A 22,757-nucleotide genomic window follows, 5' to 3' on the forward strand; every position below is an offset into this window, starting at 1 on the left:
CCCGGACAGGTCAGCGCGAGGCCGGGCCCCGGGGCCCGGCCTGCGTCCGCGTCCGACTGACCGGTGCAGGACGGCAAGGGCTCGGCACCGCCGTGTCGGCGGGCGAAGCCGTCAGCGCCGGGTGAGGGTGGACGGCGCCCCGGCGGACTGGTCACCTTCTTTGTGCAGGCCCAGGGTGTCTCGGCCGGTCATCGTGACGACGTAGGTACTGCCGTTGGGGCAGGCGACCTCGGCCCCTTGTTCGGTGGACTGGCTGCTGACCACCTTGAGGACCATCGACGCCTTGCGTATCTCCTGCAGTCGCAGGGTGTCGGTGCATCCCAGCTCACGTTTGGTGTTCACTTCGGTCACCCTGCTGACCTGCTTGCCCGCCAGCTCACCTCTTTGTGCCGGGTGGAGAGTCAAAGTGACGGTGAACCGGTTGGTGCGGGGCTCGGTGAAGCCGTCAGAAGTGGGATTGCCCGGCCCGGTGCCGACCCATGTACCTGCCCAGGCCTCGGGAAGCGAAGTGGCAGTGGATGACGGCGAAGGCGTCCCGTCGGAGGCGCCATCGCCGGAGAAATGCCGCACGAGGAACGTGCCCGCAGCGGCCATCAAGGCCACGGCCAGGGTCCCGGCGACCGCCCGGCCGGTACGGCCGGACACCCGCCGTCGCACGGGGCCGACAGGCGGCAGGACGGCGGTCTTTGCGTCGGCGGAAGCCGGGCCGTGTTCGGGCTCACGTGACACAGCCGCCACAGACGACGGTTGCACTGTTGCGGAGATCAGCGCTTGCGCCTCCTCCTCCCGCACGGCGATCTCTCTCTCCAGCCCTTCGGGCAGCACCTGCGGCCAGGTACCGCACCGGCCGCCCAAGCGTTCCAACAGCACGCTGACGGTGCCGGGCGTGGGCCGCTGCTCGGGGTCCTTGGCCAGACAGGACCGCAAGAGTGGGATCAGGGCCGCCGGAACGCCGTCGAGGTTCGGCTCCTGGTGCACGATGCGGTAGAGCAGCACCGCAGGCGAGAACTCGTCGTCCGGGCTGGAGAACGGGCCCCGTCCCGTCGCCGCATACACCAGTACCGCAGCCAGCGCGAAGACATCACCCGCTGCACCCGATTCCCCGGCACTCACCTGCTCCGGCGCCAGATAGCCGGGAGAACCGATCACGCCGCCGGTCCTCGTGTGACGCGTGTCCTCCCTCGCGCGCGCGATCCCGAAATCGATGAGCAGAGGACTACGGCGGCCCAACAGCACATTGGACGGCTTGACATCCCGGTGGGTCAGCCCCGCCGCGTGTACCGCTGCCAGCGCCCCGAAAAGCTCGGCCGCCAGTGCCAGGACGCACTGCTCGGACAGCCGCCCGTACTGCTGCACCCACTCCGACAGGGACGGCGCTGCCACCTACTCGGTGGCGAGCCACTGCGGCCGCTGCCCCATCGGGCTGTAGTCCACCACCGCAGGCGTCCAGGGCGAGCGCACCCGGTCGCTGTTACGGATCTCCCGCGCGAACCGCTCCTCGAACCCCGGCTCCCGTCCGAACTCGGCACGCACGGTCTTGAGCGCCAGCGGACGCCCCGACACCGTCCGGGACAGATACACCCGCCCCATCCCACCCTCACCGAGACGCGCCAGCAGTGGATAGCCACCAACAGCTTCCGGATCCGCCCCGTCCAGCAACTCCACGTCCTGCCGCCCTCTCAGATTTCCACTGCCGATCAGGTTCAGCTCCGGGACCAGCGCAGCCGAGCGCCGCATCCGTAGCATCGGCACCAAGCATCACGTGCCACACCCGCAAGAGACCATTCTCAGCCACGGCGTCCGGCAGCCCGAGAACCCGTCACCGGGCGAGAGGCCACGTGGGCGGTCGGGAGGGCACGCTTTGGCATAGCTCCCGATTTGTTCGGATGTGTGCACGTCGTGGCGTCGGGTTGGGGCGGTGTTCCTGCGGCCTCGCGGTCGTCCAGGGGCCGGGGGTGTGAGGGTTTCGGTGCTCCGGCCGGGTGGGCGGTCTTCCAGCAGATGTGCCGGAAGTCACGGCGGACGCGGGCAGGGGCGAGTCGCGATCCGCCAGGTCACTGCGCACGGACGCCGATCCGGCGCTTGTCTCCTGCTACGGCACCATCGGCGAACTGTTCTGGGTCATTTGCATGGCTGAAACGGGGCGTCGCCGATGGGTTCATGGTCCATGTCTGTGTCCAGGCGCGTTCTGCATGCCGGGACGGTGTCTTGCATTGACGAAGATGCTGCCTGACCTCCATAGTGCTGTGTCAGACCCTTCGGGATCTGGTTCGGCTACCCAGCCCGGAAGCACCCGGAAGCCCAAGCCGACGCGCCGCGAATGAGAGAACGGGAATGAAAGCCGGTTCTACGACGAGCCTTGCGGGCGACTTCATGTTGGCCGTGTACTTGGACGGGCACGGGCGTGTTCCCAGCTATCGCACCGGTCTCGACTTCGGTCTGAGCGGTGCGACGCTGATGGAACTGGCTATGGACGGCCTCATCCACACAGTTGACGGACACATTGTCGCCGTCCAGGGCGCGCAGTCGCGCGACCGCGTGCTGGGCGAGGTTCTCGTTCAGATCCAGTCGTCGCGCAGGCTTCGCACAGCATCGCACTGGGTCAGGGCCCTGAGCGGCAGCGCGCACAAGCGTCTCGCGGCCGGTTTGATCACTGAGGGCGTCCTTGTTCGCACGCCGCGGCGGTTGCCTTTGCCGGCCGATTCGGCCCGTCGCTACGACGTCATGTGCGAGGAGCAACGGGGTGCTGCCGTCCGGTCTTTGCGCAGTGGGGCCGATGAGCGCTCCGCCGCGCTGGCCGCACTTGCGACGGCCTGCGGAGTGACCTCTGAGGACCAGGATGGGAGCGAATACGGGGCGATCGTGCGGTCCCTGCCGCCGGCCTGCGCCCAGATCCTGGCCGCGGTCGCCGCGTGCGTGTTGTCCGTAGCGCTCTGCTCCTGGGTCTGAACCCGCCGCCCCGGCGTGTCCCCATGCCTGGCGACCCATCGGTCAATCCGGTCGGCCGACTTCGCGGAAGTCCGACTTTCGGATCTTCCCGTGAACGCCCTTTACGCCGTCGACGACCTGAGAGACCGCGAAGTCGCCTGCCGCGCTGAGGTACGCCATCGCCACATGGCGGTCGATACCGTAGTCGGTTGCGAGCAGGTTCAGCGCGCAGCGCACGCAGTCGCGCATCGCCTCGTTCAGGTCCTCGTCCAGGCCGATCGGCACGAGGTACTCGTCCGTCTCGGCGAACGGGGCGACGCGGCCGTGACCAGGGCGCACAGCCGCACCACCCGGCACCACCTCGAGCTTCACGGTGGCGCGCAGCGACGCCTCGAACGCTGTCAGGGCGACTTCGCCATCGCCCTGCGCGAAGTGGGGATCCCCGAAGTAGACCAGCGCGTCGTCGACCTGCACCGGAAGGAACAGCGTGGCGCCCTCGCCGAGCAGAGAGACGTCGATGTTGCCCCCGTGACGCCCCGGCGGGACCGAGTGCGGTCGCCTGTCCCCGGGCACCGCCACGCCCATGACACCGAGGAACGGCCGCAGCGGGAAGCGCAGTGAGCCGCGGGCGGAGTCCGTCGGGTCGACCGCGATCCGGCCCCACGCGCCGTGGTGAGCCGTGTGTGCCGTGGCGAAGGTGAACACGGGGCCAGGCAGCGACGGCATCTCGCCAGGGAGCGCGCCGAAGCCGTGGCGTGCGGAGACCATGCCGTACGGAACTCGCGGGGTGAGGTCGAGGACGGTCACGGCGAGCAGATCGCCCGGCCTGGCGCCGGCCACGGCGATCGGCCCGGTGACGAGGTGCGGCCCGTCATCGTCGAAGTCGTGCGGCATGCCGGATTCCGCCACCTGCTGGGCGTCGTCGAGCACGTGGCCGCCGCTGACGCCGTAGCGGCCGAAGAACTCGCGCGGGTTGCGGCCCTGGTCCTCCAGAACTCCCTCGTGACTGATCGTGTCGACCGTGATGACGGAGCCCGGTTGCACGACCGCACACGGTGCGTCCGCCTCGCACGGAAGGCGACCCCACAGGGTGTTCCCGGGCGTGGCCGGGAGGTATGTCGTCGACGCGATCTCCCCACGACCGGGCTGGAGGATCGGGAAGCCGGTCGCGGCAACGTCGAGCAGGGGCGAGTCGGTCACGGTCATGGCCCACCTTTTCTGTAAGCGATGACTCGACGCTAGGAACGCCCTGTTGCCGTGGTGTTTCACCTTGAGGGCGACACGGTTAAAGTGTCTCGTATTGCAATATGCCATCTCGGGAATAGGGATGGGCGTAGGCGTAGGGACGGGAGTCTGTTCGCTCGTCCGGCAGTGGGGCGGGCACATCGACGATGGGCCCCGACCGTTGTTCGGACGGAGCCCATGTCGTGCCCGGAGGTGTTGCGCGCGGCGGTGGACGCGTCCGCCTGGCCGGCCCTCAGAGATCGAGGACGAGCCGGTCGCCCTGACAGCGGCCGACGCAGATCATCATCGTGCGTCCGGCAAGGCGTTCCTCGTCGCTGAGGACGGAGTCCCGGTGTTCGGGTGTCCCGGCGAGGACACGGGTCTCGCAGGCGCCGCAGTATCCCTTCTCGCAGTCGTAGGACAGGCCGCTGACGGCATCGCGCAGAACCTCGATGAGGCGGCGGTCGGCCGGCACGGGGAGCGTGACTCCCGTGCGAGCGAGCTGGACCTCGAAGGTCCGGTTCTCAGCGGCGTCGAACGCCGTCTCGAGGTCGTCCCCGGCGGCGAAGCGTTCCAGGTGCAGCCGGTCGGTGAGGTTCAGGCGGGCGCACTCGCGCTCGACGGCCGCCAGCATCGGCCCCGGCCCGCACGCGTAGACGGCGGTGTCCGCGTTCAGGCCGCCCAGCAGCCGGGGGAGGTCCGGCAGCCCGGCCTCGTCCTGGGGGAGCAGGGTGAGCGCGTCGCCGGCGACGGCGGCCAGTTCGTCGGCGAACGCCATCGTCGAGCGGGTGCGTCCGCCGTAGACGACGGTGAAGGGCGTGCCGCGTCCGGCGGCCTCGCGGACCATGGCGAGGATCGGGGTGACGCCGATGCCGCCGGCGAGGAACAGGTAGGACGACGCCGGCGTGAGCGGGAAGTGGTTGCGCGGCCCGCGCACCGCGAAGGTGACTCCGGGGCGGGCGAGTTCGTGGAGTTCGACCGATCCGCCCCGGCCCTCCGGTTCGTGCAGGACGCCGATGCGCCACGTCGCGGCGTCGGCGGGGTCGCCGCACAGCGAGTACTGGCGCAGCCTGCCCGAGGGCAGGCGCAACTCGACGTGCGCGCCGGGCTGCCAGGCGGGCAGTTCCCCTCCGTCCGGCAGGCCGAGGCCGACGGCGACGACGCCGTCGGCCGCCGCGTGCACCTCGGTCACCCGCAGCGGGGTGGGCGTGGTCAGCGCGCGGATCGATCCTGCCGCCGCGGTCGCCCGGGGACCGGACGTGAAGACCGCCGGGATCGCGTCCCAGCCGGACTGGTTGCCGCGCGTCGGGTAGGGGACGAGCCCTTCCTCGATCACCCGGTAGTCGGGCAGCCGGGTCAGGACCTGCGTCATCATCGCGCGGAACATGGCTCGGGCGAGGTGTGCGCCGGCGCACCGGTGCGATCCGATCCCGAAGCTGAGGTGCCGGCTGGCGTCGCGGTCCAGTCGTACCTGCTCGGGGTCGGGGAACACGGCGGGGTCGTGGTTCGCGGCGACCCACGGGATCAGCACCCGGTCGCCCGCGTGCATCGGGCAGCCGCCGACCTCGACGTCCCGGGTGACCGTGCGCGCCATCGACTGCGACGGGGCGAACGCGCGGAGGAACTCCTCGGTCGCGGTGTCCAGCAGATCGGGGGAGTCGATCAGCTTCTGGCGCTGGTCGGGGTGGCGAGCGAGGTGAACGAGGGTCGATCCGGTCAGCGAGGTGGTGGTGTCGACGCCGCCGGCGATGAGCAGGCCGATCACCGACACCAGCTCGTCGTCGCCGAACTCGCTGCCGTCGGCTCGCCGGCCGGCCACCAGCGTGCTGACCCCGTCGGGCTGCGGCTCGGACCGGCGCTCGGCGATCAGCTCGCGGATGCGCCGGTCCATGTAGGCCAGTCCGGCGGCTCCGCGCACGGCGCGTTCGCTGCCTGCCGGTGCGGCGAAGATGTCGTGGATCGGCCCTGCCAGCTTCGCCCAGTCCTCCTCGGGGAAGCCGAGCCAGTCCAAGGTGACCGCAGCCGGCAGCGGGTTGGTGAGGTCGCGGACGAAGTCACAGGAGCCGAGCTCGATGAAGTCGTCCACGACGCGGGCGGCGTGGCGCTCGATCATGGGCACCAGGTGCTCGACCGCCTCCGGGGTCAGCAGCGGGTTGATCAGTTTCCGGTACTCGGTCGCACGCGGCGGGTCGAGCTCGATCGGATACTGCTCCAGCCCCGGTCCTTTGGGGATGACGATGCCGACCCCCTGGCCGCCGTTGTCGCTGCGGGCGGAGGAGAACGTCTCGTCGTCGCGGGCGATGCGGGCCACGTCGGCGTACCGCGTCGTGTAACGGAAGCCGCCATGGGCGGCGGAGCGGCCTACCGGACAGCTCTCGCGGAATCGCGCGTAGTAGGCGACCGGATCGGCGTTGGCCTCGTCGGAGTGGTGGTCGAAGTCGGTGTCACCGGGCATGAAGTCGATGTCGGCGGACATGGTGGGCACGCTCCACGTGCTCGAACCTTGTGCGCGGTGTTGTCCGGCCGCGCCACCGGATGTCTGCGTGCCTCATCGGCGTCGGCCCACCCTAAGGTGTCGCGCCGCGTGCGACAACGTCTCGCGGAAGACGCTCAGAAGGTCAGTACGGCCTTGCCGACCGCGCCGGACCGGACCGCCGCGACGGCCTCGTTGATCTGCTCGAACGGGAAGTAGGTGATCATCTTCTCGACCGGGAACCGGCCCTTGGCGTTGAGTTCGAGCAGTCGTGGCACGAACAGCTGCGGCAGGCTCGACCCGGCGATGATGCCCGTGACGGTGCGCCCGTTGAGGATGCTGCGCCACTCGAAGCTCATCGACTCGCTGGGGCCGATGCCGATGACACCCGCGCGACCGAGCGGTCCGAGCGCCTCCACCGCGGTGCGCAGGACGTCCTCGCGCCCGGTCGTGTCGATCACGAAGTCGAATCCCTCCGGGACCAGGGCGGCCAGCTGCTCGGCGGCCTCCCCGGCCGAGGAGTCGACGGTGTGCGTGGCTCCGTAGCCGCGGGCCGCCTGGAGTTTGGCCGGGTTCACGTCGACGGCGGCGACGACCTCGCAGCCGCTCAGGCCGGCGGCGATGACAGCGGCCACGCCGACAGCTCCCGCCCCGAAGACAGCGATGGACGAGCCGGGGCGCGGCTGAAGGACGTTGAGCACGCCGCCGGCTCCGGTCTGGAAGCCGCATCCGAAGGGGCCGGCCCGTAGCAGGTCCAGCGACGGGTCGATCTTCACGACCGCCCGCTCCGGTGCGACGACGTGGCTGGCGAACGACGACTGCCCGAGGAAGTGGGCGTTGACCTCCCGCCCCTCGTGGGTCACCGCGGTGGAGCCGTCAGGCCGGCGGCCGGAGAAGTTCATCGCGTCGAAGCCGCGGCAGTAGGCGGGCGAGCCGGTGCGGCACAGTGCGCACGTGCCGCAGGACGCGAAGGACATGGCGACGTGGTCGCCCGGGCGTACGGAGGTGACGTGGGCGCCGACCTTCTCGACGATGCCCGCCCCTTCGTGCCCGAGCAGCGCGGGCGTGGGGAAGAAGCCGGCGAACTCGAGATCGGTACCGCAGATACCGACGCCCGCGACGCGGACGAGGACCTCGTCCGGGCGGGGGTCGTCCAGGTCCACCTCTGTCAGGACGAATGGCTGTCCGGCTTGCTCCAGCAGAGCGGCGGTGGCACGCACAGGGCCTCCTCATTGCCTCACATTGCGAGACCGCATATTGACATGCGCGACAATGTCGGTCAAGGTTCGCCCTATGGCGGCTGTTGACTTTCCTTCTTCCCAGCACTTCATCGACGGCGAGTGGGTTGCGGCCCGCGACGGCGGCACGCTGGACGTCCTCGATCCGGCCACCCAGCAGGTGATCACCGAGGTGGCCCGGGCGGGAGGCGCCGATGTCGATGACGCGGTCGCCGCCGCGCGCCGCGCGTTCCCTGCCTGGGCGGCGACCAACCCGAGCGAACGCGGAGCACTGATCCGGCGCTGGGCCGACCTCGTCATCGCCGAGGTCGAGGCCCTCGCGGCGGTCGAGGCCCAGGACGTGGGCAAGCCCCTGTCGGGGGGCCGGACGAACATCTACATCGCGCACGGCATCATCGACTACTTCGCCGGCGCGGCCGACAAGCTCACCGGCGTCACGCTGCCCACCCGCAGCCCCGACTACCTGGGCTACACGGTGCACGAGCCGTACGGCGTGTGCGCCGTCGTCATCCCGTGGAACGTTCCCGCCGTGCTCACGGCCGCCAATGTCGCGCCGGCGCTCGCCGCGGGCAACACGGTCGTGCTCAAGCCGTCCGAGATCGCGCCGCTGGCACCGTTCGCCCTCGTCGAACTCGCCCGCCGCGCGGGCTTCCCGCCGGGGGTGGTCAACGTCGTCGCGGGCCTCGGCCCCGAGGCGGGCGTCGCACTCACCACACACCCGGGCGTCGACCACATCAGCTTCGTCGGCTCCACCGCCACGGGGCGGGCGATCATGGCGGCCGCCGCACAGAACCTCGTCCCGGTGAAGCTGGAACTCGGCGGCAAGTCGCCGAACGTACTCTTCGCCGACGCCGATCTCGACACGGCGATCCCGGCGATCGTCGCCTCGATCACCGAGAACGCGGGGCAGAACTGCTACGCCGGTTCGCGGCTGCTCGTGGAGGCTTCGGTGCACGACGAGGTCGTGGAGCGGGTCGCCGCCGGCATGGCCGACGTCAAGACCGGGCCCTGGGAAGCCGACCTGGACATGGGGCCGCTGGTCAGTGCCGCGCAGTTCGCCCGCGTCAGCGGCTTCCTCGAGGAGGCGCCTCGCGAGGGGGCGCGGCTGGTCACGGGTGGCGGGCCCACCGGCGAGGGGTGGTTCGTCCGGCCGACCGTGTACGACCGTGTGGACGCGGGCATGCGCGTCGCCCGGGAGGAGGTGTTCGGCCCGGTGCTCGCCGTGCAGTCGTTCCGCGACACCGCCGAGGCGACCGAGCTGATGAACGCGACGGACTTCGGCCTGCTGGCCTGCATCTGGACCGACGACATCTCCCGGGCGCTCCGGCTGGCGAAGGACGTCCGCTCCGGGCAGGTGGCGGTCAACCAGTTCCACGACGCCGGAGTGATCGGCTTCCCGTTCAACATGCAGAAGGACAGCGGCTTCAGCCGGGGCGGCGGATACGCGGCGCTGCGCGAGTACACCCAGGAGAAGGGCGTGGCCATCCGGCTGCTGGCCCGCTGAGAGCGACACCATGGGAACCATTGCCGGGGCACGGTCGGAACCGGCCCGGGAAGGACCGGGGCCGGAGGTCTCGACAGCTGCCCTGCTGGAGCGGGAACTGACCGAGGCGGTGCTCGCCGGCGCCGCGCGCTCGGACATACTCCACGCGCTTCGCCGGGCGACCGGTCGGCACGTGCGCCTGCTGTCCGCCGAGGGCGCGCCACTGGCCGCCACCGACGGCGGCGCGGGAGTGCCGCCGGCGGTGGCGGACGGCGTGCTCGCCGAAGCGACCGGACCGGTGGTCCACACGCTGGACGGGCTGCGGGCCACGGCCCTGCCCGTGCGTGCGGGGACGACAGTGGCCGGTGTGCTGCTGACCGTCGGCCCCGGTGATCCGCGCGTGCGGGCGCTGGCCGGTGCCGCCGTCACCGCGCTGCTCATCGACGCCGTACGCGCGGGGGACGGCTCTGCCGAGGTCTCGCAGCACACGCCGGCCGACGTCATCGCCGCGCTGCGGTCAGGGACGGTGAGTCCCTCGGTGTGTACGGCGGCCGCGGGACTGGGCATCGATCTGCGGCGGCCGCCGGCCGGGGCCGTACTGCACTACGGCGGCTCCCGCCTGCGTGCCTGGTCCACCGCCCTCACCTGGCTGGAGCACCCGGTGCGGCAGGAGGGTCGCACCGCGTGGACGGTGGTGCCCGACGAGGCCGTGCTCGACCGCCTGCGGAACCGGCTGCGTCTCATGACCGACGACGACTCCGCCGACCACGTCATGGCAGCGAGCGGTTCCCGTCCCGACTCGCCGACAGGCCTGGCCCGGTCCTTCACCGAGGCCGAGAGGCTGCTCGGACTGGCCCGGATCCGGATGGTCCCGCTGCTCACGTTCGACCGCTGCGGGGTCGTCCAGGTACTCCTGCCCCTTCCGCGCCCGCAACTCGAGGCCTACGCCGAGGCGCATCTCGGGCCGATCCGGCAGCGTCCGGAGCTGATGGCGACTCTGCGTGCCTGGCTGGCCGAGAGAGGCAGCCGGCAGAGCGTCTCCGCGCAACTGCATCTGCACCGCAACTCGGTGGGCTACCGGGTGCGCCAGATCAAGAGCCTCCTGGGCACCGACCCCCTGCTTCCCGCCGCCTCGGCGCAGCTGCACCTGGCGCTCGCGGCCCTGGACCTGCTCGGCGCTGACGACCAGCGGCTGCACGGCGACGATGAGCCGGTGGCGACCGGGCGCTGAGCCGCCGCATGCCGCGCCGTCGCGCGGCGCGGTGACGCCTGCCGGTGCGGTCGCCCTCACCTGCCTCCGTACCCTCACCCACCTGCCGCGGCCTGGGCTGTCAGCCCTCTGAATGGGCGATACACCGATGAAACCAAGATGTTCCCAAGGAGCGTTGACAGCACCGGCCGACGGGGGCAGAGTACCTCGCATTACGTTCCACCGCCTCGCAATGCGAGACGGCCCAGGGTGAGGAGGCAGTGCGGTGCGAGCCATGGTTCAGACGGATTTCGGCGGACCCGAGGCCGTGTCCCTACGGGATGTCCCCGAGCCGGTCTGCGGACCGCGCGACGTTCTCGTCAAGGTCGTGTACTGCGGGCTGAACCGCCTGGACCTGCTGCAGCGCAAGGGGCCGGCCCTGGTCCCCGGCTTCCGGCTTCCGCACGTGCCGGGCATGGACTTCGCCGGGACGGTGGTGGCGACCGGATCCGCGGTCAGCTCGGTCGTCCCCGGTGACCGGGTCGTCGCGGATCCCACCCAGGGGTGCGGCAGTTGCTCCCGGTGCGCGGTGGGCGATCGTGCGTACTGCTCGAGTCCTCGGATCCTCGGCGGCAACGTCCCCGGCGCCCTGGCCGAGTACGTACTGGCCTCTGCAGAATCGATTGTTCAGGTCCCCGAGTCCTTGCCGCTCGCGGCTGCCGTCACCCTGCCGACCGCCGCGGCGACGGCGTGGCACGCGGTGCACTCGGTCGGGTCACTCGCCGCGGGTGAGACCCTCGTCGTGCACGCCGGCGCCAGCGCCGTGAGCCTGGCGGCCATCGCGCTGGCCAAGCGGGCCGGTGCCTCGGTCGTAGCGTTCGCCGGCAGCGAGGCGAAGCGGGACGCGGCCCGCGCCGCCGGTGCCGACCTGGTACTGCCCAACGGGGACCCCGACGCGGCGAAAACGGTGTCGGCCTTCACCGGCGGCGCCGGAGCGGACCTGGTCCTGGACCACGTCGGCACCCACACCTGGCGCACCTCACTGGACTGCCTGGGCATCCGCGGGCGTCTGCTCCTGATGGGCAACACCAGTGGCGACCAGGTCTCGTTCTCGCTCCAGGAGGTCTTCCACCGCGGCCTGAAACTGCTGGGCACCGGCGGCTACACCTCGGCCGACTTCGTAGCGGCCACCTCAGCCTGCTTCGCCGAGGGCCTGCACCTGCCCACCGCCGCGCGGCTCCCGCTCGAGGACCTGGCCGACGCCTGGGACGTGCTCGCCGCCCGCGAGACGATCGGCAAGGTCGTGATCGAGCCATGACCGACCTTCTGATCGTGGGTGGCGACGTCGTCACGATGGACCCCGCCCGCCGCGTCCTCACCGGTGCGACGGTCGCCGTGTCCGGGGACAGCATCGCCGCACTCGGCACGGCTGAGGAACTGCGCGCCCTCTTCCCGGGCGCGCGGGAGATCGACGCGTCGGGCTGTGTCGTGATCCCGGGCCTCGTCAACGCCCACCAGCACACCACGGTCGACCCCCTCGTGCGCAGCACGATCCCGGACCACATCGGCTCGCAGGAGTCGATATTCGACTGGATCGTCCCGCTGCACGCGCACGCCGACGGTGACGACGACGAACTGGCCGCGACCATCACCGCGATCGACTGCCTGTCCCGGGGCGTCACCACGGTGCTGGAACCGGGCACGGTGGCCTTCCCGGAACGAGTCGCCGCCGGGCTCGGCACCGCGGGTGTCCGCGCCCGGGTCGGCGGCTGGGGCTGGGAGGCCAAGGACGTGCCGTTCGGCGCGCCCGCCGGCGAGGTGCTCGCCCGGCAGGAGGACATCGTCCGGTCCCTGCCGACCACCGGGCCCGTCACCGGGTGGGTGACGCTCGTGGGCCACGACCTCGCGAGCGACCAGCTCTTCACCGGAGCGGTGAGCCTGGCCGAGCGGCTCGATGTCGGACTGACCTGGCATATCTCCCCGGGACCCGCCGACATCGAGGCATACGCCCTGCGCTGCGGGCGCCGGCCGGTGATCCACTTCCGCGAGCTGGGGGTACTCGGCCCACGCGTGCTGCTGGGGCACGCCGTGTGGCTCGACGACGCCGAGGTCGACGCCATCGTCGAGACCGGAACCGCGGTCGCCGCTTGCCCGGGGGCCTACCTTCGTCTTGCCCAGGGGTACACACGCGCCTCCCGCCACGCCGAACTGGTGCGGCGGGGCGGCCGGGTCGCCCTGGGCTGCGACGCGCACAACGCCGGAGACGGTCCGGACGTCCTCCTTGCCGCCTATCTGTTCGCCGCTCTCGAACGCGACCGTGATCTGCCCGACCCGGTCCGCGCCGAGCAGGCGTTCGCCCTCGCGACGATCGACGGCGCCCGGGCGATCGGTCTGGGCGAACGGATCGGTTCCCTCGAAGTGGGCAAGGCGGCCGACATCGTCGTGCTCGACGCCCGCGACCCCGCCTGGGTGCCCCGGGGCGACCTCGCCCGCCAGCTCGTATGGGGCCATGTGTCGCGCACCGTCCGAGACGTGCTGGTCGACGGCCGCGTGGTCGTCCGCGACCGGCGACCGACCGGCGTCGACCTCGCGGCCGTTGCCGCGGCCGCCGCCGAACGATCCGCCGCCCTCCTCAGGCGCGCCGGCATCACGCCCCGCCCCACCTGGCCCACGGAGCGGGCTGCCGACCGGTAAGGAGACCCGCCGTTGAACGTCATCGACAAGTCCGGGCTGCCGCCGGCGAGGAAGCAGGGCCCGCTGTCGCGACCGATGGTCGCCGGCCCGGACGACACGATTCATCCGACGCGACTCCGGCACAGGGGTCGATGGCGCGCCGTACGGCTGCTGCACACAGGTCAGCGAGGGCCGCCGTCGAGCACGGTCACTTCATCGGCACCCGGCGGCCGGACACCCTGAAGCCGAAGGACGCCTGGCTCGACACCGAGCACACCGCCGCGTTCGAACGAACGTCACGACCGGCGAGATTCCCGAGCGCATCGAGGCGCTGGCCCTCGCACACTCACCTGTGCCAGCGCCGGGCCGTCGCCGACCGGCGAACCCGCCCCCGCAGATCGCCGACACGCCGTCGCCGGCCTACGTCCCCGCCCTGGGGAGTGCCGCGTGCACGAGGCGAGGACTGCGGCGACGACAATCCCTGCTTCCCGGACGCGCACATCGCGCTCGCGGAGGCCGTCAGCATCACCACCGACCTTCGGTCACGTCCGCTCCTTGCCGCATCGACCCCACCCGGGTCCGAGCGGTCGGGCGGATGGTCTCCCGTGGTTCGCCGCCGGGGGTGAGGAGCTCCACTCCCACCAGGACCGCATCTCCTGCGCCGAACTCGACCGGGCCGTCAGCCCCGCCGACTGATCCCACCGACGTCACGCCACCGCCCCGACGGGGCAGTGCCACTCAGCGAATGGAACCACGCACATGACTGCGAAAAGCACGCTCCGTCGTCCTCGGGCCGCGGTCGGCCTCGCCCTCGCAGGGGCCCTCGCGCTCTCCGGCTGTGCCAGCAACGCGGCGACGGCGCCCAAGGCGACCGCCCAGCCGAGCGGCGGCAGCGGCTCGGGCCTCAAGGAGCCCGATGTCAACGGTGACGGCAAGGTCGTCATCGGAGTCCTCAGCCCCGGCGACATCAACGACCACGGCTACTACCAGAGCTTCGTCGACTCGGCGGACGCCTTCGCCAAGGAGAAGGGCTGGACAGTCATCAAGCGTGGCAGCGTGCCCCCGAACGACGCGCTCAACGCGGCACGCGCGCTGTGTCAGCAGCACGTCGACATGGTCGCGCTCGCCGCGAGTGAGCTCAAGACCGCCGTACCCGCCTCCCAGGACCCGGTCTGCGCCAAGACCGCCTGGTACATGCCGGGGCAGGCGGGTTCCGCCCCGATCCCGCGGGTTCTGATGTCCACCGACGACCCCAACCAAAGTATGTTCGCCGCCGGCTACGCCGCGGGCCTGAAGATGAAGGCAGCCGGCTACACCAAGGCTGGGTTCATCACCGGCACCAAGGCCGACTTCAGTGTCGCCGCCGCCAATGCCTTCCTGGCCGGGATCCGGGAGGTCGTCCCGAAGGCCAAGCTGACGAGCACCTACACCGGCGACTTCAACGACTCGGCGAAGGCCAAGGAAGCCACTCAGGCACAGATCAGCCAGGGCGCCAAGGTCATCTACCCCTATCTCGGCGGCGCGACCGACGCGTCGGCGAAGCTCGCGAACGCCAACGGCGTGCTCACCCTCACCCCCGGCACCGACCGGTGTGACTCGGCCAGCCCGAAGTTCGACTTCTCGGTGATCTTCGACCCGGGTGACTACTTCCGCGCCGCGCTGGAGGAGTTCGCCAAGGACAACCTGAAGATGGGCACGACGCGCGTGTGGCAGCTGGGCGTCGACCCCTACCCGACCGTCAAGATCTGCGACCCCAAGGGGGACGAGAGCAAGCAGCTGGCGCAGTTCCTGAACAAGATCGGCAGCAAGAAGATCGACACCGCGGCCGAGGTCAAGCGCCTCGGCTGACTGCCGACACCGACGAGGAAGATCAGCAATGACACCGACAGCCTCAGCGGTTCCGTTTCTCGAGCTGCGCGGCATCACAAAGTCCTACGGATCGGTCACGGCCTGCGACGCCGTGGACCTCAGGGTCGACGCCGGCGAGATCCACGGACTCCTTGGGGAGAACGGGGCGGGCAAGTCCAGCCTCATGAAGGTCCTGCTCGGGCTGGTCCGGCGTGACGCCGGCAGCGTCCTGGTGCGCGGCGAGGAGGTCGCGCTGGACAGCCCGCAGGAAGCGGCCGAACTGGGCATCGGCATGGTGCACCAGCACTTCAGCCTCATCAACGGGCTGACCGTGTGGGAGAACGTGGCGCTCGGCGATACCGGCAAGGTGAACAAGCACGCCATCTGCGCCGGCATCGCCGAGGTCTCCGCGCGGTACGGGCTGCCGATCGACCCTGAGGCACGCGTCGACGCGCTCTCGGCCGGCGAGCGGCAGCGGGTCGAGGTGGTCAAGTGCCTGCGGCGCGACCCTCAGATCCTGATCCTGGACGAGCCCACCTCGGTGCTGACCCAGGCCGAGTCGGAGGAGTTGTTCGCCGTGCTCGGCCGCGTGGTGCAGGAGGAGGGGCGCGCTGTCATCCTCATCAGCCACAAGCTCGCCGAGATCGCCCAGGCCACGGACCGGGTGACGGTCCTGCGCAAGGGCCGTGTCGCCTTCCGGGCGGTCACCTCCGAGACCACTCCACAGCTCCTCGCCCAGCAGATGGTGGGCCGTGAGGTGTCGCTGGGCGAGGAGGGCGCGGCCCTCGGCCTGCTGCCGGTGCAGAAGGCACGCACCGGCGGGAGCGGGGCCCAGGATGGGCAGCAGCCCGTCCTGCGCCTCGCCGGCCTCAGCGTCGAGCAACGTGGCGTCAGGGTTCTCGAAGGAGTCGATCTGACCGTGGGCGCGGGTGAGATCGTCGCCCTCTACGGCGTCGAGGGCAACGGCCAGGCGACGCTCGGCGATGTCCTCGCCGGCCTGGTCGCGCCGAACGCCGGCACCGTCGAGGTCGCCGGGAGCAGGGTCGACGTGACCCGGCCCGGCGCGCTCGCCCGGGCCGGTCTCGGCATCGTGCCCGAGGACCGGCACCAAAGCGGCGTCGTCCTCGACATGAGCGTCGCCGAGAACCTGACGATGAAGTCGCTCGACAAGGTCAGCGGCCGGTTCCTGCTGCGGCGGGGCGTGATGCTCGCCGAGGCCCGTCGCCTCGCGGACGAGTTCAACATCATCACACCGTCGCTGGACGCGCCGGTGCGCAGCCTGTCCGGCGGCAACCAACAGCGGGTCGTGCTCGCCCGGGAACTGTCCGGTGACACCCGCATCCTGGTGGCCGCGCAGCCCACTCACGGGCTGGACGTCGGTGCCATCGAGGACATGTATGCCCGGCTGCGCAAGGCGGCCGCCGAAGGCGTCGGGGTGCTGCTCATCTCCACCGAATTCGAGGAAGTCATGGCCCTTGCGACCCGGATCGCGGTGATCTCCTCCGGGCGGATCACCGGAGTACTCTCCGCCTCGGAGGCGACATCCGAGCGGCTCGGCATGCTGGTCGGCGGTGAGGCCGCATGAGTGCCGCCTCACTGATGAAGCCGGAAGACCTCGCCCGGCGCTTCCTCGCCCGGCTCCGACCAGGCCGCGATGGTGGGGTGACAGTCGGCCTCACCGTCGCATTCGTCGCCGTCGCCCTGGGCGCGTCCGCGCTGCTGCTCATGCTGACCGGTGCCTCGCCGAGCGCCTCCCTGTCCGCGATATGGACCGGGTCGGTGGCCAACGCCACCGGATGGACGATGACGCTGCTCAACATGGCGCCGCTGCTGCTGGTCGCGGTCGGCGCGTGCATCTGCTCGTCCGCCGGCACGTTCAACATCGGCCAGGAGGGGCAGGTGCTCATCGGCGGCCTGGCCGGAGCCTGGGTCGGGCTGCGGCTGGCCATGCCCGGCCCCATGCTGATCGTCGTGGTGCTGATCGCCGCTGCGGTCGGCGGTGGCGCCTGGGCCGCGCTCAGCGCTCTGATGCTCCGCTTCCGCGGCGTCAACGTTCCGGTGAGCACCCTGCTGATGACGTTCCTCGCCATCCAGCTCGTCACGTTCGCGGTCAGCACACCCTGGGGCCTGCAGGAGAGTGTGCAGGGCTCCTCGGGCATCGCCGACGCCCAGTCCAACCCCCTGCCGGCGAACGCCCAGCTCGCGAGCTTCGGGCAGTACCCTTCGCTCCAGCTGAACACGGGCCTGTTCATCGCGCTCGTCGCCGCGGTCGGCGTCGCCCTCGTCCTGACCCGCAGTCGGTGGGGTTTCAGGGTCCGCATGGTCGGACTGAACCCGCTGACGGCCAAGCATGCCGGTGTCCGGGTGGGTGCGCTCGGCGGATTCACCCTGGCGCTGTCGGGCGCCTTCGCAGGGCTGGCGGGAGGGCTGCTGCTGGCCAGCCCGGTCAGTACCAACCGGCTGCAGGCCGGGCTCTCGGACAACGTCGGCTGGGACGGCCTGCTCGTCGCGCTCGTCGCGCGCAACCGGCCCATGGCCGCGATCCCGGTGTCGTTCGTGTTCGCCGTGCTGCGTGCGGGCGGCGATTTCCTCTCGGCCACCGGCGTGCCGTCGTATCTCGTCGACATCGTCAAGGCGTTGCTCGTCCTCGCCTTCGTCGCACCGCCCGTTCTCGTCGACCTCTTCCACGGGCGTCGCGGTGCCACCCCGCGGGCGGCGCCCGTCGTTTCCGTTGTCCCGGCCAAGACGGAGGCAGCCGCGTGAGCGTTCTGGACAGCACCACGACCATTCTCGCGAGCGGCGTCCGGCTGACCGTGCCGTTGGCCTTCGCCGCCTGCGGTGAGTACCTGGCCGAGCGCGCCGGCGCGATGAACATCTCCGTCGAGGCGATGATGCTCAGCGCCGCCTTCACCTCGGTCGCCACCGCCAGCGCGACCGGCAGTGCCACCGTAGGCCTCATGGCCGGCGTCATGACCGGCCTCGTCGTCGGTTTCGTGCACGGCAACCTCTCCCACCGGGCCCAGATCAACACCTTCGTCGTCGGCCTCGTGCTGAACGCGCTGGTGCTCGGGCTGACGAGCTACCTGATCACGACCGAGCAGTTCGCCTCGCACCAAGTCGGGGTGCTGTCGATCCCGCTGCTCGAGGACATCCCGCTCATCGGCAAGCCGCTGTTCTTCGAACGCTGGCCCGCCTACCTTCTGATTCTGCTGGTGCCGCTGACCTGGTGGTTGGTGGAGCGCAGCCGCTGGGGCCTGGAACTCCGGGCGGTGGGGGAGAACCCGCAGGCCGCCGACGTCACGGGCATCAAGGTGAACGTGCGCCGCCGGCAAGCCCTGCTGTGGTGCGGCGCGCTGGCCGGCCTCGGCGGCGCGTACCTCGCGGTCGGCGAGGTCGGATCGTTCAACCAGAACATGACCGCCGGACGCGGCTACATCGTCATCGCCGCGGTGATCTTCGGGGCCTGGCGCCTCGGCCGGACCATGCTCGGCTGCCTGGTGTTCGGCCTCTCCGACGCGATGCGCCTGGCGCTCCCCGCGCTCGGTGTCACCCTCAACGCCCAGCTGCTCGTAGCGGCTCCGTATCTGCTCGCGCTCCTCGCCATGCTGCTGTTCACCACCCAGCACCGAGAACCCGCGGCGCTCGGCCGCCCCTTCGAGCGCGGGTCCACCTGACGGCAGCGTCCGAAGAAGGCCCCCTCGGCCGAAACAAGCACGGCCATCCAGACCGACAGCGTCCGGATGGGAACACCACTCGGCGCATGCCGGTCCCGCGAAGGGCCGGCATGCGCTGTGGCACAGCGGTGTCAGCGGCGGCGGAGCGCCGCGGTCTCCAGCGCCGGAGGAGTATGGCCGATGTCCCGTGGGTTGAGCACGCTGCCCGGCGCGACGAGTTCGTCGATCCGGTCCAGCGCCTCGGCCGACAGCGGCCGGTCCACCGCGGTGAGCTGCGTCAGGAGCTGGTCATGGGTGCGCGGGCCCATGAGGGCTGAGGTGACGCCGGGATGGGCGAGCACGAATCGCAGCGCCAGCTCGACGAGTGTGCAGCCCTCGTCGGCGGCCAGGCGCACGAGTTCCTCGACGACCGCCAGCTTGCGCTCGCGTATCCGCTCGTCGGCGTAGTCGAAGTGGTCACCGTGGGTCCGCGCGCGCGAGTCTCCCGCCGGTTCGGAGCCGGCCCGGTACTTGCCCGTCAGCCAGCCGCCGCTCAGCGGGCTCCACACCATGACCCCCAAACCGTGCCGCTGCGCGGTGGGCAGGGCGGCGGCCTCCGCGTGCCGGGCCAGGATCGAATACGACAGCTGCTCCACGGTGAACCGCTCGCGGCCGGCACGCCGTGCCGCCCACTGCGCCTCCACGATCTCCTCTGCCGGGAAGCTCGAGGTCCCGATCGCCCGCACCTTGCCCGCCCGCACCAGGTCGCTCAGCGCACCGAGCGTCTCCTCGATGCCGGTCCGGGGATCGGGACGGTGGACGAGATACACATCGAGGTGGTCCGTCCGCAGCCGTCGCAGGCTGTCCTCCACGGCACGCATGATCCAGAGCCGGGAGTTGCCGCGCCGGTTTCGGTCGAGCGGCCTTCCGGGCATCAGGTTGTGGACTTTCGATACGAGTACGACGTCGTCGCGGCGTCCTTTCAGCGCGCGGCCGAGGATCTCCTCGGACTCGCCGAAGGCGTACACGTCAGCCGTGTCGACGAAGTTGACCCCCGCGTCCAGCGCCGTCGACACGATGCGGTGGCACTCCGTCTCGTCGGTGTTGCCCCAGGCCCCGAACATCATCGATCCGAGGCAGAGCTCACTCACCTCGATGCCCGTCCCACCCAGAATCCGGTAGCGCACGTCTTCTCCTCGTCCTCCCCGGCGACATCTGTCGCCGTCATGCCGCAGGCTTCCACCGCGGCGGGCGCGGAACCGATGTCGCGCGGGGTCAGTGTTCTCGGCGTACGTGTTGTGTCCGCAGCACATCGACCTCCGGGCGCGCGCGGACCTAGGCTCGAGGAAAACCGCACCACTCACTGGAGGTACCGTGGCCACCGGTCTCACCTCGGCCCGCTGGACTCACGTCGCGCTGCCGACCGGCGATCTCGACAAGGCGATCGAGTTCTATACCTCGCTGACTCCCCTGGTCGTCGTCGAGCGTTTCAAGGACGCCGACGGCGAAAGCGTCTGGCTCTCCAACGACAAGCAGGCCGAGACGCCCTTCGTGCTCGTCCTGGTGTCGTTCAACAAGGACAAGGGCACCCAGCAGGGCCTGCTGCACCCGTTCGCGCACATCGGCATCGAGGTGCCGGAGCGCGGGGACGTCGACGCGCTCGCGGACAGGGCCCGCGAACTGGGCTGCCTGCACTGGGAGCCCCGGCAGATGCCCGACCCCATCGGCTACATCTGTGCTCTGAAGGACCCCGATGGCAACGTCATCGAGATCTCCCACGACCAGCGTGTCTTCGACACGGTCCGGGAGAAGTGGGGTTCGTCCTGAACGAAACCCGCGCCGCGGTCGAGGCGTACCTGGCGGCGCTGAACGCACATGACGCCGACGCCGTGGCCGCCCGCGTGGCAGAGGACTTCGTCAACGAACACACCTCGTCGACGGGGCAGAGCCGCAGGGGCCGCGCCGCGTACCGCGCCGCGCTGACCGGGTTCCTCGAGAACTTCGTGGACCTGCACTACGCGCCCGAGCGCTTTCTCGTCGACGGCGAGTCGGCCGCGGTGCCGTACGTCATGACGTTCCGCATGCGCTCTGCGGGCGACCGCCCCGTGCGCATCCGAGGGGTCTTCGTGTTCACCGTCGCCGGCGGTCTCATCACGCGCCGAACGGACTACTGGGACAGCGGCGAGGTGCAGCGGCAGCTCGCGTGACGTCCCGGCCGACAGGCCCGGAATCGGCGCCCTGACCCGGCAGTCTGCCTCTGTGACACCCCGCCCGCTCTTCTGCGGACGGGGTGTCAGGCCTTCCCCGACGGGCGGGGCCCAGGGAGTGCCCTCGACCGTAGGCAGCCGTGTCAGAGGTACGGCTTGGGAGTGGACGCCGCCGAAGTGAGGCTGACCGGCGTCAGCAGCTCGTCCGGATCTCCCGTGACAGAGACTTGGTCCATGCCGCGCCGCCGGTCGCGGAGCCGCCCCACCGACTGGTTGATGCCGGTCGGCAGGGCGGCGGGTCCTTGCGTGAGGTCTTCGACGGGGCCGGGGCGGCCGAGGGGGCGAGGTCGTCCAGGTGGTCATGACGTCCGGCCTGCTCCGGTGCGGCCGGCTACAGCGGGTTCAGCGTGTGGAACCGGCGTCCTTGATAGGTGAGCGGCTCCCCTCCGCCGACCACCACACCGGCCACCTCGATCAGGATGATCGTGTGGTCGCCGGCGGTGAGGCGCTGGTGCACGACGCCCTCGAGCGACACGGTGGCGCCGTCGAGCAGAGGTGGACCGAGCTCACCCGGACTGAAGTGCGCCGCAGCGAACCTGTCGGCGCCGACCGTCGCGAACGCCTGCGCCACCGCGTGCTGGTCGGCCGCGAGGACGTTGACGGCGACCGACTCGGCCTGGCTGAAGGCCGGGTGGACGTCTGCGGTGTCGGCCAGGCAGACCGAAATCAGCGGCGGGTCCATCGACACGCTGGTCACTGAGTTGGCGGTGAAGCCGTACCGCTGCCCGGCCACTTCGGTGGTGACTACACAGACAGATGTGACCATCGAGGACAGTCCGTCGCGGTACGCCTGCGGGTCGTGGTGAGGGGCCGGCCGGCGCGTGACGGCCCGATCCCTGGAGGGGGTGGGCATGTCAGACCACCGCCATCTCGTCGGCGATCCGGGACGGTCGTCGTGTCGCGGGATCGGGCAGGGAGGTCGGCCCGGAGGCCAACGGGGAGAAAGCAGATCTCATCATGTCTTGCCTTTGTTGAGGGATGCCCCGACGCTAGGATGGGCCGTCTCGTATGTCAACACGCCATCTCGCATTATTCGCAGCGGATGAGGCCCGGGGGTGTCGAAGACCTCGCTCCACCGCCCGCTACTGCGGCACTCCCTCGGACGCGTGCGCACCGGGCAGTGGGGCGGGCTGCGGTCCGCTGCGGGAGCGCAGCCACCAGTCGCGCATGCCCCACAGGACGAGCGCGCCATAGATGACGTAGACGAAGCCGGAGAAGGCGTAACCATTGGCGAAGGCCAGCGGGACGCCGACCAGGTCGACCAGCAGCCAGGCGATCCAGAACTCGACCATGCCGCGCGCCTGGGCGTACATCGCGACGACCGTGCCGACAAAGACGTAGGCGTCCGGCCAGGGGTCCCAGGACAGAGTCGGGTAGGCCTTGAACAGGAGGGCCACAGCGACCGTGCAGACGGTGACCGCGCCGACCATCGCCGCACGCTCGCGCCAGGTGGCGAACCGCGGGGCGATCTGGCCGCTTCCGGATCGGCCCTTGTCGCGGTTCCAGCGCCACCAGCCGTACAGGGCCACGGTCATGACGACGGCCTGCTTGCCGGCGCTGCCGGTCAGGTTGCCGAAGAAGGCAGCGAAGAGGATGAGGCCGGACAGGAACTGCACCGGCCAGGTCCACAGGGAGCGGCGCCAGCCGAGGGCGAGGGCGGCCAGGCCGAGGATGTTGCCGATCATGTCCGACCACAGAATGTGCTGGCCGAACAGGACGAACGCCTCGGAGTTCAGCCCGTTCACCGGGCGACCGGACCGGTTTCAGGCGAGTGAAGCGCG

At 70.7% G+C, this 22,757-nt stretch carries 19 protein-coding genes and 1 pseudogene; 11 read left to right on the forward strand and 9 right to left on the reverse strand.

What is annotated here, in order from left to right; all coding sequences use genetic code 11:
- Window positions 1-111: 111 nt before the first annotated feature.
- The 3 genes and pseudogenes from MQE23_RS39640 to MQE23_RS43705 form a co-directional block, all read right to left on the reverse strand.
- A complete protein-coding gene (locus tag MQE23_RS39640) occupies window positions 112-1,383 on the reverse strand; it encodes a serine/threonine-protein kinase (protein WP_279345174.1) in 1,272 nt (423 codons plus the stop codon).
- Entirely contained in the window at window positions 1,384-1,737 is a 354-nt protein-coding gene (locus MQE23_RS39645) for a putative Serine/threonine-protein kinase AfsK (RefSeq protein WP_020274060.1), read from the reverse strand.
- Between the two features lie 21 nt (window positions 1,738-1,758).
- Window positions 1,759-2,042: pseudogene (locus MQE23_RS43705) on the reverse strand (hypothetical protein); the annotation flags it as partial.
- A 292-nt stretch (window positions 2,043-2,334) separates the two neighbouring features.
- Here MQE23_RS43705 and MQE23_RS39655 point away from each other — a divergent pair.
- The gene (locus MQE23_RS39655; protein WP_243381660.1) at window positions 2,335-2,949 is read left to right on the forward strand and encodes a GPP34 family phosphoprotein; all 615 of its coding nucleotides are present in this window, start codon (window positions 2,335-2,337) and stop codon (window positions 2,947-2,949) included.
- Between the two features lie 42 nt (window positions 2,950-2,991).
- On the opposite strand, the gene MQE23_RS39660 is transcribed toward MQE23_RS39655, so the two are convergent.
- From MQE23_RS39660 to MQE23_RS39670, 3 genes are all read right to left on the reverse strand, one after another.
- On the reverse strand, window positions 2,992-4,134 hold the full coding sequence (locus MQE23_RS39660) for an acetamidase/formamidase family protein (protein WP_243381661.1): 1,143 nt from the start codon (window positions 4,132-4,134) through the stop codon (window positions 2,992-2,994).
- Between the two features lie 271 nt (window positions 4,135-4,405).
- Window positions 4,406-6,628, reverse strand: a complete 2,223-nt coding sequence (locus tag MQE23_RS39665; RefSeq protein WP_243381662.1) for a cytochrome P450 — start codon at window positions 6,626-6,628, stop codon at window positions 4,406-4,408.
- Between the two features lie 134 nt (window positions 6,629-6,762).
- A complete protein-coding gene (locus MQE23_RS39670; RefSeq protein WP_243381663.1) occupies window positions 6,763-7,845 on the reverse strand; it encodes an NAD(P)-dependent alcohol dehydrogenase in 1,083 nt (360 codons plus the stop codon).
- Between the two features lie 73 nt (window positions 7,846-7,918).
- Here MQE23_RS39670 and MQE23_RS39675 point away from each other — a divergent pair, with 73 nt between their 5' ends.
- From MQE23_RS39675 to MQE23_RS39710, 8 genes are all read left to right on the forward strand, one after another.
- Window positions 7,919-9,367 (forward strand): aldehyde dehydrogenase family protein, encoded by a 1,449-nt coding sequence (locus MQE23_RS39675; protein ID WP_020274055.1) that lies wholly within the window; start codon window positions 7,919-7,921, stop codon window positions 9,365-9,367.
- Between the two features lie 10 nt (window positions 9,368-9,377).
- Window positions 9,378-10,577 (forward strand): helix-turn-helix domain-containing protein, encoded by a 1,200-nt coding sequence (locus tag MQE23_RS39680; RefSeq protein ID WP_243381664.1) that lies wholly within the window; start codon window positions 9,378-9,380, stop codon window positions 10,575-10,577.
- Window positions 10,578-10,830: 253 nt separating this feature from the next.
- The gene (locus tag MQE23_RS39685; protein WP_020274053.1) at window positions 10,831-11,853 is read left to right on the forward strand and encodes a zinc-binding dehydrogenase; all 1,023 of its coding nucleotides are present in this window, start codon (window positions 10,831-10,833) and stop codon (window positions 11,851-11,853) included.
- Window positions 11,850-13,229, forward strand: coding sequence for an amidohydrolase family protein (locus MQE23_RS39690; protein WP_243381665.1), 1,380 nt, complete (start codon window positions 11,850-11,852; stop codon window positions 13,227-13,229). Before MQE23_RS39685 ends, MQE23_RS39690 begins: the two co-directional genes overlap by 4 nt.
- A 738-nt stretch (window positions 13,230-13,967) precedes the next feature.
- Entirely contained in the window at window positions 13,968-15,056 is a 1,089-nt protein-coding gene (locus tag MQE23_RS39695; RefSeq protein ID WP_020277371.1) for a BMP family ABC transporter substrate-binding protein, read from the forward strand.
- Between the two features lie 28 nt (window positions 15,057-15,084).
- A complete protein-coding gene (locus MQE23_RS39700) occupies window positions 15,085-16,641 on the forward strand; it encodes an ABC transporter ATP-binding protein (RefSeq protein ID WP_243381666.1) in 1,557 nt (518 codons plus the stop codon).
- The gene (locus MQE23_RS39705; RefSeq protein ID WP_243381668.1) at window positions 16,638-17,819 is read left to right on the forward strand and encodes an ABC transporter permease; all 1,182 of its coding nucleotides are present in this window, start codon (window positions 16,638-16,640) and stop codon (window positions 17,817-17,819) included. Before MQE23_RS39700 ends, MQE23_RS39705 begins: the two co-directional genes overlap by 4 nt.
- Window positions 17,816-18,730, forward strand: a complete 915-nt coding sequence (locus tag MQE23_RS39710; RefSeq protein ID WP_243381670.1) for an ABC transporter permease — start codon at window positions 17,816-17,818, stop codon at window positions 18,728-18,730. Before MQE23_RS39705 ends, MQE23_RS39710 begins: the two co-directional genes overlap by 4 nt.
- A 131-nt stretch (window positions 18,731-18,861) precedes the next feature.
- Here the strand turns inward: MQE23_RS39710 and MQE23_RS39715 are convergent, their stop codons facing one another.
- Window positions 18,862-19,896, reverse strand: a complete 1,035-nt coding sequence (locus MQE23_RS39715) for an aldo/keto reductase (RefSeq protein ID WP_243381671.1) — start codon at window positions 19,894-19,896, stop codon at window positions 18,862-18,864.
- A gap of 187 nt (window positions 19,897-20,083) precedes the next feature.
- Between MQE23_RS39715 and MQE23_RS39720 the strand changes: the two genes are divergently transcribed.
- Both MQE23_RS39720 and MQE23_RS39725 read left to right on the forward strand, forming a co-directional pair.
- Window positions 20,084-20,536: a VOC family protein gene (locus MQE23_RS39720; protein WP_020277377.1), complete on the forward strand. Its 453-nt coding sequence runs from the start codon at window positions 20,084-20,086 to the stop codon at window positions 20,534-20,536.
- Window positions 20,521-20,916, forward strand: coding sequence for a nuclear transport factor 2 family protein (locus MQE23_RS39725; protein ID WP_020277378.1), 396 nt, complete (start codon window positions 20,521-20,523; stop codon window positions 20,914-20,916). Before MQE23_RS39720 ends, MQE23_RS39725 begins: the two co-directional genes overlap by 16 nt.
- A gap of 391 nt (window positions 20,917-21,307) precedes the next feature.
- On the opposite strand, the gene MQE23_RS39730 is transcribed toward MQE23_RS39725, so the two are convergent.
- Both MQE23_RS39730 and MQE23_RS39735 read right to left on the reverse strand, forming a co-directional pair.
- Window positions 21,308-21,829: a flavin reductase family protein gene (locus MQE23_RS39730; protein ID WP_243381672.1), complete on the reverse strand. Its 522-nt coding sequence runs from the start codon at window positions 21,827-21,829 to the stop codon at window positions 21,308-21,310.
- 229 nt (window positions 21,830-22,058) lie between these two features.
- A complete protein-coding gene (locus MQE23_RS39735; RefSeq protein WP_020277382.1) occupies window positions 22,059-22,721 on the reverse strand; it encodes a nicotinamide mononucleotide transporter family protein in 663 nt (220 codons plus the stop codon).
- Between the last annotated feature and the right edge of the window lie 36 nt (window positions 22,722-22,757).

Origin of the sequence: Streptomyces sp. HP-A2021 (assembly GCF_022807935.1) — a bacterium.
Taxonomy (GTDB): domain Bacteria; phylum Actinomycetota; class Actinomycetes; order Streptomycetales; family Streptomycetaceae; genus Streptomyces; species Streptomyces afghaniensis.